At 41.8% G+C, this 11,025-nt stretch carries 12 protein-coding genes; all 12 read left to right on the top strand.

Annotated elements, in window-relative coordinates; genetic code table 11:
• A partial coding sequence (locus GPK81_RS10260; protein ID WP_215706988.1) for an acyltransferase family protein occupies positions 1 to 975 on the top strand: 975 nt, incomplete at its 5' end.
• A gap of 37 nt (positions 976 to 1,012) precedes the next feature.
• Positions 1,013 to 2,344, top strand: a complete 1,332-nt coding sequence (gmhB, locus tag GPK81_RS10255; protein ID WP_215706987.1) for a D-glycero-beta-D-manno-heptose 1,7-bisphosphate 7-phosphatase — start codon at positions 1,013 to 1,015, stop codon at positions 2,342 to 2,344.
• Between the two features lie 59 nt (positions 2,345 to 2,403).
• On the top strand, positions 2,404 to 3,306 hold the full coding sequence (locus GPK81_RS10250) for a sugar phosphate nucleotidyltransferase (RefSeq protein ID WP_215706986.1): 903 nt from the start codon (positions 2,404 to 2,406) through the stop codon (positions 3,304 to 3,306).
• Between the two features lie 168 nt (positions 3,307 to 3,474).
• Positions 3,475 to 3,924 carry a VanZ family protein gene (locus GPK81_RS10245; protein WP_330627626.1) on the top strand — a complete coding sequence of 150 codons (450 nt, stop codon included), beginning with the start codon at positions 3,475 to 3,477 and terminating at the stop codon, positions 3,922 to 3,924.
• A 168-nt stretch (positions 3,925 to 4,092) separates the two neighbouring features.
• Positions 4,093 to 4,674, top strand: coding sequence for a hypothetical protein (locus GPK81_RS10240; RefSeq protein ID WP_215706985.1), 582 nt, complete (start codon positions 4,093 to 4,095; stop codon positions 4,672 to 4,674).
• Between the two features lie 15 nt (positions 4,675 to 4,689).
• Positions 4,690 to 5,439 carry an adenylate/guanylate cyclase domain-containing protein gene (locus GPK81_RS10235; RefSeq protein WP_215706984.1) on the top strand — a complete coding sequence of 250 codons (750 nt, stop codon included), beginning with the start codon at positions 4,690 to 4,692 and terminating at the stop codon, positions 5,437 to 5,439.
• 77 nt (positions 5,440 to 5,516) lie between these two features.
• Positions 5,517 to 5,741, top strand: a complete 225-nt coding sequence (locus tag GPK81_RS10230) for a hypothetical protein (RefSeq protein WP_215706983.1) — start codon at positions 5,517 to 5,519, stop codon at positions 5,739 to 5,741.
• Positions 5,742 to 5,885: 144 nt separating this feature from the next.
• Complete coding sequence (tnpA, locus tag GPK81_RS10225; protein WP_173759467.1) at positions 5,886 to 6,299, top strand: IS66 family insertion sequence element accessory protein TnpA; 414 nt, start codon at positions 5,886 to 5,888, stop codon at positions 6,297 to 6,299.
• Positions 6,293 to 6,637: an IS66 family insertion sequence element accessory protein TnpB gene (gene tnpB / locus GPK81_RS10220; RefSeq protein ID WP_215706982.1), complete on the top strand. Its 345-nt coding sequence runs from the start codon at positions 6,293 to 6,295 to the stop codon at positions 6,635 to 6,637. The genes tnpA and tnpB overlap by 7 nt, the downstream gene beginning before the upstream one ends.
• A 150-nt stretch (positions 6,638 to 6,787) precedes the next feature.
• Positions 6,788 to 8,404 (top strand): IS66 family transposase, encoded by a 1,617-nt coding sequence (gene tnpC, locus GPK81_RS10215; protein ID WP_215706981.1) that lies wholly within the window; start codon positions 6,788 to 6,790, stop codon positions 8,402 to 8,404.
• A gap of 771 nt (positions 8,405 to 9,175) precedes the next feature.
• The gene (locus GPK81_RS10210; protein WP_215706980.1) at positions 9,176 to 9,409 is read left to right on the top strand and encodes a hypothetical protein; all 234 of its coding nucleotides are present in this window, start codon (positions 9,176 to 9,178) and stop codon (positions 9,407 to 9,409) included.
• A gap of 270 nt (positions 9,410 to 9,679) precedes the next feature.
• Entirely contained in the window at positions 9,680 to 11,020 is a 1,341-nt protein-coding gene (locus GPK81_RS10205) for an MATE family efflux transporter (RefSeq protein WP_021977716.1), read from the top strand.
• Positions 11,021 to 11,025 lie beyond the last annotated feature (5 nt).

Below are 11,025 nucleotides of genomic sequence, written 5' to 3'. Positions count from 1 at the left end.
GGGGGGGGGTACGGAAACCTAGATCTTTTAAAGATATCACTTGCACTCCTTATTGTCTTGAGACATATCGGGCAGAAGTTTTTTTGTGCGAATACATTCTGGCATGTGTATATAATCAATACAATTAGTACAATTGGCGTTACATCCTTTTTTATAATGTCTGGTTTTCTTTTATTTAAAAAAACGGTCAATAGGGAGAGACTAAGAAAACAGTTTTTGCGTATTCTGAAACTATATGGGTGTTGGGCTGTTATTTATTTGCCACTTAATATTTATAATTACTTAAAAGACGGAATAAGGTTTCCTGTTGCATTAGTAGATTTTGTCCAAAAAGCACTTTTTGATGGAACATTTTACCATCTCTGGTATTTGCCATCATTGATTGTGGCTATGTATGTAGTGTATGTAATGAAAAATAGAAAATTTGCTTTAATGCTATTAACGACTGTATTAATGATTATTGGAATTCTCACGGATACGTATGGTGTAAGTTTCCCAAATTTGTACTACAGTATATTCCTTACTACCCGAAATGGTTTTTTTATGGGTTCTTTTTTGGTTGCAGTCGGAAAATGCTTGGCTGATTATGAAAGTAAAATAAGAAATATAAGGATTTTGAAATTAATCCTACCAGTCGCTATTATTGTTTTATATGTAGAGGGAATTTTAGTAAGTAAAATTGATAGTGAGTGTATAATCAATATTACCTTTACTACCGTCATTGCGGCAATTGTATTAGTAGCATTTATGATTAGTCTACCTCAAATAGAAGCAAACAAGAATGCAAGAAACATAAGTACGGTGATATATTTATGCCATCCATGGATTATTTTTGCCGTTGGTTCGTTAGAACATTTTGAAATTGCGTGTAATGGATGGGTTAAAGTAGTTATTAGCATGATAATGTCGATTTGTACTGCATTTTTAGTGGTGAAAATGTCAAATAAATTTAAAATAATACGAAAATTCATTTGATTTGCTTGAAATGAATATGTAAATGGAGATTAGCTTTATGAAGACAGTAATAATGGCCGGAGGGCGAGGAACTCGAATATCTGAATTATTCCCTGATATTCCGAAGCCTTTGATTCCGATTGAAGGTATTCCGGTTCTTGAACGAGAGCTTATCTCGTTGAGAGATCAGGGATTTAAAGATATCATTATGACAGTTTCCCATATGGGAGACAAAATCATGAACCATTTTGGAGATGGTTCTAAGTTGGGTGTGTCAATCCAGTATTACAACGAAATTACACCTCTCGGAAACGCGGGTGCACTTTTTAAGCTACGAGAGCAACTAGGGGAAGCGCCGTTTCTTCTTTTGAATGCGGATGCCGTTTTTGATGTTGATTTCAACCGCATGGTAAGATTTCATCAGGAACATAGTGGATTGGTGACGCTGTTTACTCATCCGAATAACCATCCTTACGATAGTGGACTCATCATAGCGGAAAAGGATATGTCGGTTCAGTCTTGGCTGGCAAAGGAAGATGTTCGCCCGACATATTATAAGAATAGAGTCAATGCAGGTCTGCATGTGATTGATCCTAAAGTCCTTGATATGGTGGCAATTGATGCAGATAAAATTGGCACTGTGGACAAGACGACAGGGAAGACTGTAAAAGTTGATTTGGATCGTCAGCTTTTGAAACCGCTGGCGGGAACCGGTAAGATGTTCTGCTATGATTCGCCAGAGTATGTAAAAGATATGGGAACACCTGACCGCTTCCATCAGGTAGAAGAGGATTTCAAAGCAGGAAGAGTATCGGCTAAGAATCTTTCAAACAAGCAGAAAGCAGTGTTCCTCGACCGGGATGGTACGATCAATAAATATGTTGGGTTCCTTAGAAACATTAATGACTTTGAGTTGATTGATGGTGTGGCAGAGGCAATCAAGAAAATTAATGCGTCTGGTTATCTTGCAATTGTAGTCACAAATCAGCCTGTTGTTGCTAGAGGAGAGGTGGCATTCCAGGAACTGGAGGAAATCCATAATAAGATGGAGACAGAACTCGGCTTGCAGGGAGCCTACCTTGATGCAATCTATTATTGCCCTCATCATCCACACAAGGGATATGAAGGTGAAGTACCAGAATTGAAGATTGAATGCGATTGTCGTAAACCGAAGCCGGGAATGTTGCTAAAGGCGGCGGATGATTATAATATCGATTTGAGCCAGAGCTATATGATTGGTGATGGTGAGAACGATATTAAAGCTGGATTAGCGGCCGGATGCAAAGCAATTCTGGTTAATGGAGCCGGAACAGATGCTAAGAACGAAGATTTTGGACAAGCTGACACACTGTCTTCTGTACTAGAGTTCGTAGACAAGTATTTGCAGTGAAGATAGCCTAGAATGATTTTTGGGGTTTGATTAAATTGCGAGCACAGTAAGGAGAGAATATGAACACAACATTACTTATCATGGCCGCCGGAATCGGCAGCCGTTTTGGAACAGGAATCAAGCAGTTGGAGCCAGTGGATGATGCTGGACATATCATCATGGACTATTCCATCCATGATGCGATTGAAGCTGGTTTCAATCATGTGGTATTTATCATCCGCAAGGATATCGAGAAGGAGTTTAAAGAAGTCATCGGAGACCGCATTGCCTCTATTTGCGCGTCTCATGATGTAACTGTGGACTACGCTTTCCAGGATATCAACGATATCCCGGGAACTCTGCCGGAAGGCCGGACAAAGCCGTGGGGAACCGGTCAGGCTGTGCTTGTAGCAAAGGATGTAATTAAAACTCCGTTCATCGTCATTAACGCAGACGATTACTATGGCAAGGAAGGCTTCAAGGCTGTTCATGAGTATCTGGTGAACGGCGGAAAGTCCTGCATGGCAGGCTTTGTGCTGAAGAACACTCTGTCCGATAATGGTGGTGTGACTCGCGGTATCTGTAAGATGGACGAGAAGGGAAACTTGACCGAAGTTGTAGAAACCAAGAATATTGTAAAGACTGCAACTGGAGCAGAAACAGACGGAGTGGCTGTGGATGTAAATTCTCTGGTATCTATGAACATGTGGGGATTGACTTCTGATTTTCTGGATGTTCTGGAGCAGGGTTTTAAAGAGTTTTTCGCGAAGGAAGTACCTGAGAATCCGCTGAAAGCGGAGTATCTGATTCCGATTTTCATCGGTGAGCTGTTGGAGCAGGGCAAGATGTCTGTGAAGGTTCTGAAGACCAACGACACCTGGTACGGCATGACCTACCATGAAGATGTTGCGGCCGTAAAGGACAGCTTTAAGAAGATGCTGGAGAACGGTGTGTACAAGGCTGACTTGTTCAGTGATCTGTAAACGACGATGAAAGAAACGATTGATTTACTCGGAAAGATCCTCACAAACATCTTGACTGCTCTGTATGAGCCATTCGGATTTTAACTCCTGCTTTCCTTCCTCGCCATGTTTTTCTATCTTTATGCTTATGAGCCAATACATGCAGGCAAAGGCTGGAAGAATGCCATAGTGACCTGGTATCAGAAGTTCAAAGAGAGCGTGTTCTTCAGAAAACTATTCTTCTTGGCCTTTGTGACTTCACTTGTTCTGTTCCGAACCCTGTTAAACCGGAACCTGTGGATGAATCCTTTATCCGATGTCATGGGTGGCTGGGGCATCTGGGAGACAGTGAACGGCGAACAGAAGCTGACCACCGAGTGCATCGAGAATGTAATCATGATGGTGCCGTTTAGTTCTGTAGTGATGTGGACGTTCGAAGAAAAGATAGGAAGCGGCTGGAAGAAGATACTGTGGCAAAGCGGAAAGATAGCATTTATCTTTTCGGTGAGCATTGAGATGCTGCAGTTATTACTTCGCTTGGGTACGTTCCAACTATCGGACATTTTCTATAACACAGTCGGCGGATTGCTCGGCGGATTGATGTATTGCGCGGTGATGAAGGCAAGAAAGCGTCTGTAAAACTGGATGAAATTGTGATATACTAGGAGCGGTAGCTCCCTACGTTGCTCGGATAATCACACACCTCTTCGTGGTGAGCAGCAGGCAACGGTCTTACGATCGGCGAAGATGTGATGATATGGCTACAATAAATGAATTTGATAAATGGATTGTGAAAGGATTTCCACAATGGCAGGAACAACAATAGTAGATACATTGGACACAGAGGAACAAATAGAAGAGGCGAAAGCCTCACTCGATAGAATAAATGGTTGGATAAATAGTTGTGATTCAAAAGCGGGTACAGTGCTTGCATTGACAGGAGTTTTATTAACAATTATTTTCACAAATGATGGCATGGCAGAAATGTATAAGGTGCTGCAGAATATTTTTCCGCCAGCAAATTTTTGTACGGTTATATATATTGTATTCCTTGGAAGTTCTGTATTCATGCTGTGTTATGGTATTGTACGATTAATTTTAACATTAGTTGCAAGAATTAACTCCAACATTTACCAGCAACCTGGTTTGATAACAGATTCAGTTCTGTTTTTCGGAAAAATAAGCAATAGGCCGTCCTATCAGATTTTTCAGAATGATATATTGAGCATAAAAAAAGAAGACTATTTGAAAGATCTTCTTTCTCAAGTGTACATAAATTCGAAAATAGCAAATGAAAAACATATTAACTACAATAAAGGAATTAAATGGACGATAATTGGATTTATTGCGTTCATAGTGATGCTTCTAATTGGAATCTATTTGTATTGAGGGATAGAAAAGCTAATGGCAGATTATGATTACAAAGCGGGTAAGCAAAGGTTAGAAGAAATTTTAGACAACGATATGGAAGTTGTAGAGCAAGATAAACTTCCTAATGACGATGATTTTACATTCACAAACGGTTATTATAGTTGGGTTAGTGCTATTTTCGTAGATATGCGCGATTCAACAGAACTGTGTGCGGATGAGGATAAGGAAAAATTGGCTAAGGTTTTCCGAAGTTTTTCCTCAGAGATTATTGAGATTTTGAGAGATGACGATAATCTTCGAGAAATCGGTATTCGCGGAGATTGTGTATATGCGGTATACACCAGTCCTTTGAAAACTGACATATATGAGTGCGCAGATAAATGCTTTTATGTAAATACATTTATGAAGATGCTTAACAAACTCCTTAAGCAACACAGCTTACCAGAAATTAAAGTTGGAATTGGTTTATCCTCAGCTCAAGAATTGGTAGTTAAAGCTGGACGAAAAGGTGTCGGAATTAACAGTAAAATATGGATTGGAAAAGCTGTAACAAGAGCCTGTCATTATGCTAATTATGGAAATAAAGATGGGAATCCAGCAATTGTTTTTGGGTCGTGTAGTTACAATAATATGATTGATCAGCTGATAAAGAATGATCCTGACAAGAATCCCAAAGGATGGTTTACATATCATAAAGACGAGGGAGAGGGAGATTATTACACTGCGAATATTATTAAAACTGGATTTGATAATTGGATAAATTCTGGTATGAAAATCGATTGATAAAGGCAAATATTCCCCGCACCCCAACACAGTGTTATACTTAAACCACCACTAAAAAAGGAAAGAGGTTATCACATATGCCCAGAACGAAAGGCAGCAAAAACCTTCCCAAAACCAATACCAACTATTCAACCCAGATAGCAGAGAAGCAGGAGACTATTGCATCTCTGAATACTGAGATCGTATCCATCCAGAAAGCGATTGAAGAGCAGAAGAACACACTGAAAGAGAAGAAGACTGCTCTGAAAAAGGCCGAAAAAGAAGTGGCATCCCTGGAAGAGAAGAAGGCAAAGGCAGAGTAAGCGCAAAATAATTCGACGGATTGTGTTGCCCTAAAAATCAATCCATAATAATCATTAGAGAATGCAAGCATTTCACTTCATTTTCTCTTGCTAGAAATGATAGATGCGAGCATTTTACTCTATTCAAGTTATGGAGGTGTGCTCATGAGAAGCAAAAGAATACCTGCTGAAGAACAATACCGTCTCATCATGGAATGCCGTCAAAGTGGATTGACAGATCATCAATGGTGTGTGGAACATGATATTAAGCCAGGAACTTTTTACAACTGGGTAAAAAGACTGCGTCAGAAAGGTTGTGTGGATTTGCCGGCGTCAACTGGAAGCACCTATCGTGCACCAGAAAGCCAGGAAGTTGTCAGGGTGGATTTTCATGATACTGACCCGATTCCTTATGAACAGCCATTAAATATAATTCCGGCAGCTACGGAAAGAAATAACCTTTCTGTAGCAGAGCCAATGAAGCTGTCTGTAGGAAGCTTTCATCTAACAATACCAAATGGAACAGATCCTCAGCTTCTGGCTCAAACGCTTCGCATTGTGAAGGAGTTGGAATGTTAGGGGATATCACAGCCGCCGATGAAATCTATATCGTAACAGACAGAACGGATATGCGGAAATCCATTGACGGGCTGTGTGCTATTGTAGAGGATCAACTCCATATGGATCCAAGGCGAAGTGCCCTGTATCTTTTCTGTGGAAAACGTTGTGACAGGATCAAAGCTTTGCTCTGGGAATCTGACGGATTTGTGCTGCTGTATAAACGTATGGAAGTCCAGGGCAGATTCCGCTGGCCCAGAAATCAGTTGGAAGTAAAACAATTGACCTGGCAGCAATTCGATTGGCTCATGTCCGGGCTTGAAATCGAACAACCAAAGGCATTCAAGCCTACGGAATGATCGCGTAAAACATCTATGCCAGCCAACAGAAACGGAGGAGCTTTTCATCCTGTATCATGTCTGAAATCCCTTGTAAATGCTGGGTTTCCTGCTTCTTTTTCATTGCTTTTTATGGTACAATAAGAGCAGTGAAAAAGGAGCAGAAAACATATGGCTGGTAATTCAAAAGATTCAAAAATACTCGCGTACAAGGACATGATCAACCAACTGAATAAGACCATTTCCACACAGACAGAACTGATCCAGTCTTTACAAAAAACATTGGAAGCAGACCGTCTGGAAAAAGAAAACCTTCGTCAGCAGATTGAATATCTCACGAAGAAGCTTTTTGGTACTTCCAGTGAAAAACGGAAAGATATCGATGGCCAGTTGAATCTTTTTGATGAAGCCGAGCAGGAAGCAGATCCGACATGGGAACAGGAACTTTCTGATGACATCACTGTTCCGGAACATAAGAGAAAAGCAAGACGGACACATGCAGATCTCTTTAAAAATGTTCCTTCCTGCAACGAGATCATTTCTCTTCCGGAGGAGGAGCGAAACTGTCCAACCTGCGGAACGCAGATGGAATGTATCGGGAAAGAATTCGTCCGCCATGAATTTCGCTTTACCCCTGCCAAAGGAAAAGTAGTAAATATCTATCGTGAAACCTATAAATGCCCGGAGTGTGCCATATCAGAGGAACATCCGGATGATCAGACATTTGTCAAAGTCCCTGTTCAGGAACCATTGATCCCGGAAAGTTATGCATCGGAATCCGTTGTCGGATGGGCAATGCACCAGAAGTACCAGAATGGTCTGCCGTTAAACCGGCAGGAAGAGGACTGGAAGCAACTGGGTGTCCCATTAAGCCGGGCTACGCTTGCTAACTGGATCATTTACTGTGCCGAGAATTATCTCCGTCATGTTTATGATTATTTTCACTGTCAGTTACGGATGCGTAAATATCTGATGGCAGATGAAACCCGGGTTCAGGTACTGAATGAACCGGAGCGTAATCCTGAAACGGATTCCTGGATGTGGCTCTTCCGCAGTGGAGAAGATGGACTTCCGCCGATCCTGCTCTATCATTATACAGAGACAAGGGCAAAGTTCCATGCAGCATCTTTCCTACAGGGGTTCAGCGGATATCTGGAGACTGATGGATATCAGGGTTATAATAATCTGCCGGATATCAAGCGCTGCTCTTGCTGGGCACATGTGAGACGTTACTTCACAGATGCCATACCGAAAGGGAAAGAGTATGATTACAGCCTTCCGGCAGTGCAGGGAGTACAGTTCTGTTGCAAGCTGTTTGATTGTGAGCGGTACTCAAAAGCAAAAAATCACACTGCGGAGCAGAGAAAACAATTTCGTCTTGAAAAGGAGAAGCCGATACTGAAGGCATTCTGGAATTGGCTGGATCAACAGCGCCCAAACAAGGGAACCCGTTTGGCGAAAGCAGTGAACTATGCCCAAAATCGGAAAGACACCCTGATGACCTATCTGGAAGACGGTCATTGCAGTTTATCCAACAATCTTAGCGAGAATGCAATCAGGCCATTCACTGTTGGCCGGAAGAACTGGCTGTTCAGCGCCAGTCCTAAAGGAGCCACCGCTAGTGCTATTGTGTATACAATAGTTGAGATGGCAAAAGCGAATGATCTGAATACCTATAAATATCTGACATATCTCTTATCACAACGGCCAAACGATAAAATGTCAGATGAACAGCTGGAACAACTTGCTCCATGGAGCGAGACTGCGAAAGCGAACTGTCAAAACTAAAATAAAGTAAAACGCTTGCATCTATCATTTTGGTGCAAGCGTAATTTACGAGTAACGTAGCAATATTTTGCGCTTACGTAAAAAACGTGAGGAAAACGGGCATGACAGAGCATGAAGAATTACTGATGCTGAGGGTACTCGCAGCGAAACAGGCGCAGGAATTAGAAGCCAGCAGAAAGATCATTGAGGCACTTACAATCTGATGGTCTATTCCTGAAGATGGACCAGGTGAAGTTTTTGTCTTGCGTTTATGAGATGATCCTCTTGGATAAAATGAACACGAATCGCGCAAATCGAGCGAATTGCACGAATTCATGTTTAGAAATGTTGTTGGAGCGATTCTCTCAGAAATGTGATAAAATGAACAGGTACTGATTATTGAGGATTAACTGTACTACGGAATTATAAAAGAAAACGTCTGTAAAAAGAAATGGAACTGTGATATACTGGGAGCAACAGTTCCCTACGCTGCTCTGATAATCACTGTTGTGTTACAACTATGTTATATCACAACACTTGGCCGTGATTCCGTTGCAGTTGTTGGGTTACTATGTATCTGTGGCAAAGGGACTTGATGTGGATAAGCCGAGAAACCTTGCAAAGAGCGTGACAGTGGAGTGATTGTTTATACAAAAGGATTAAATATTAGTTGGATGTTAAAAATAGAGTAAGTCAGAACTTACTGGCTGTATCTGGGAGTTGATGTATATGATTAAAATCATCTTTTTGAAATGAGTTTATAATTTATAAAAGAAAGTAGGAGTGGTTTTTATGATACAGGAATATGAGAAAGATGAAAATGGCAGGTATAATTTTCCGTATAAATGTCCTATTTGTGGAAATGATTTGAGCCCGGAAGAAAATATTGATGTGGAGTTTCATAATGGAAAATATAGAAGTATACTAGTATGCGGAAATAAGGGCTGTAAATTTAAAAAAATCTTAGATGAGAAATCAGAAAGTGAAATTGAAGAAGAAATGTATCAGTCCGAAGAAGAAATATAATTTTACTTTGAGGCACTTACAAGGATTGTTACCCAAGGGGTATAGGTGCAGACGAAATTATTGTTAACACAAACATCATCTCCCACAAGCCACAGAGAACAAACATTTCTCTGTGGCTTTTCGCATTATATACTCCGCCGATGCAGAAAAACACACAAAACATATTGGAAAAACTGCAAGAAAAGGTTATAATGTCAAAGATGACACACCTGATAAAATATAAACAAATATTTTATCAGATTATAAATGAAAATGCGGGGGATGTAGTTAATGGAACAGCAGCATATGTTTACCAACCGGATGATCCGTAATCTTCTGGTGCCGGTGGTGCTGGAACAGATTTTGAATTCGATAATGGGAACCGCAGATACCATGATGGTCAGTAATGTGGGATCTGCGGCTCTTTCTGCGGTATCGCTGGTGGATTCCATCAACGTACTTCTGATCCAGGCTTTTTCAGCACTGGCAGCCGGAGGAGCAATTGTCTGTGCGCAGTATATCGGACAGAAAAATTATGAAAAAGCCAATATGTCAGCAAGACAGGTACTTTTTATCATCACGGCGATTTCTGTGGCAGTATCGGCGGTCTGTCTGATCTTTCAGAAACCGTTGCTGCGTCTGATCTTTGGAGCTGTAGAAGCGGATGTTATGCGTGCTTCGGAAACGTATTTCTTTTTTACGGCACTGTCATTCCCGTTTATTGCGGCGTATGATTCCGCGGCATCTATTTTCCGCGCCCAGGAGAACACCAGGGGGCCTATGATGATTTCCATGATCTCCAATGTTATGAATATTGGTGGAAATGCCATTTTGATCTGGGTATTTCATCTTGGTGTTGCCGGCGCGGCAGTCTCCACACTGGTTTCCCGTATTTTCTGTGCAGTGGTAGTTCTCTACCAGCTGCGAAAAGACCGTCAGCCTATTGTTGTCCGTAATTACCTCAAGATCCGCCCGGACTGGAGCATGATCGGCCGTATTCTGGGACTTGGAATCCCTTCGGGGATCGAGAACAGCATGTTTCAGCTGGGAAAACTGGCAATCCAGTCTACTGTATCCACGCTTGGAACAACAGCCATCGCCGCGCAGGCAATGACAAATATCCTGGAGAATCTGAATGGTATTGCGGCTATCGGTGTGGGAGTAGGCCTGATGACCATCGTAGGCCAGTGCCTGGGTGCAGGACGGAAAGACGAAGCGGTTTATTACATAAAAAAACTCTGCGTTATCGCAGAATGCGTAATTATCGTAAGCTGCCTGATCGTTTACGTTCTGGCCAGACCGGTCACCATCCTGGGTGGCATGGAAAAAACGAGTGCAGCCATGTGCATCCACATGATCAACTGGATCACCATTGTGAAACCCCTCGTGTGGACAATGGGATTTGTCCCGGGATATGGACTCCGGGCGGCCGGAGATGTGAAGTTTTCCATGATCACATCCTGCTGTACCATGTGGGCCTGCAGATTTTGTCTGTGCGTATTTCTCATCCGTGTCCTGGGATTTGGCCCCATGGGTGTCTGGATCGGAATGTTTGCGGACTGGACGGTACGCGGAATCATATTTACATGGAGATTCCACAGCCGCAAGTGGTTGGAGCATAAGGTAATTTAGAACAA

The organism is Blautia sp. MCC283, from assembly GCF_018785565.1.
GTDB lineage: Bacteria > Bacillota > Clostridia > Lachnospirales > Lachnospiraceae > Blautia_A.
This window is presented reverse-complemented; position numbering and strand designations above follow the sequence as displayed.

What these genes read in the sequence shown, in the direction of transcription:
- gmhB (WP_215706987.1), top strand. Translation starts at nt 1,013, where the DNA reads ATGAAGACAGTAATAATGGCCGGAGGGCGAGGAACTCGAATATCTGAA.
- GPK81_RS10250 (WP_215706986.1), top strand. Translation starts at nt 2,404, where the DNA reads ATGAACACAACATTACTTATCATGGCCGCCGGAATCGGCAGCCGTTTT.
- GPK81_RS10240 (WP_215706985.1), top strand. Translation starts at nt 4,093, where the DNA reads ATGGCAGGAACAACAATAGTAGATACATTGGACACAGAGGAACAAATA.
- GPK81_RS10235 (WP_215706984.1), top strand. Translation starts at nt 4,690, where the DNA reads ATGGCAGATTATGATTACAAAGCGGGTAAGCAAAGGTTAGAAGAAATT.
- GPK81_RS10230 (WP_215706983.1), top strand. Translation starts at nt 5,517, where the DNA reads ATGCCCAGAACGAAAGGCAGCAAAAACCTTCCCAAAACCAATACCAAC.
- tnpA (WP_173759467.1), top strand. Translation starts at nt 5,886, where the DNA reads ATGAGAAGCAAAAGAATACCTGCTGAAGAACAATACCGTCTCATCATG.
- tnpB (WP_215706982.1), top strand. Translation starts at nt 6,293, where the DNA reads ATGTTAGGGGATATCACAGCCGCCGATGAAATCTATATCGTAACAGAC.
- tnpC (WP_215706981.1), top strand. Translation starts at nt 6,788, where the DNA reads ATGGCTGGTAATTCAAAAGATTCAAAAATACTCGCGTACAAGGACATG.
- GPK81_RS10210 (WP_215706980.1), top strand. Translation starts at nt 9,176, where the DNA reads ATGATACAGGAATATGAGAAAGATGAAAATGGCAGGTATAATTTTCCG.
- GPK81_RS10205 (WP_021977716.1), top strand. Translation starts at nt 9,680, where the DNA reads ATGGAACAGCAGCATATGTTTACCAACCGGATGATCCGTAATCTTCTG.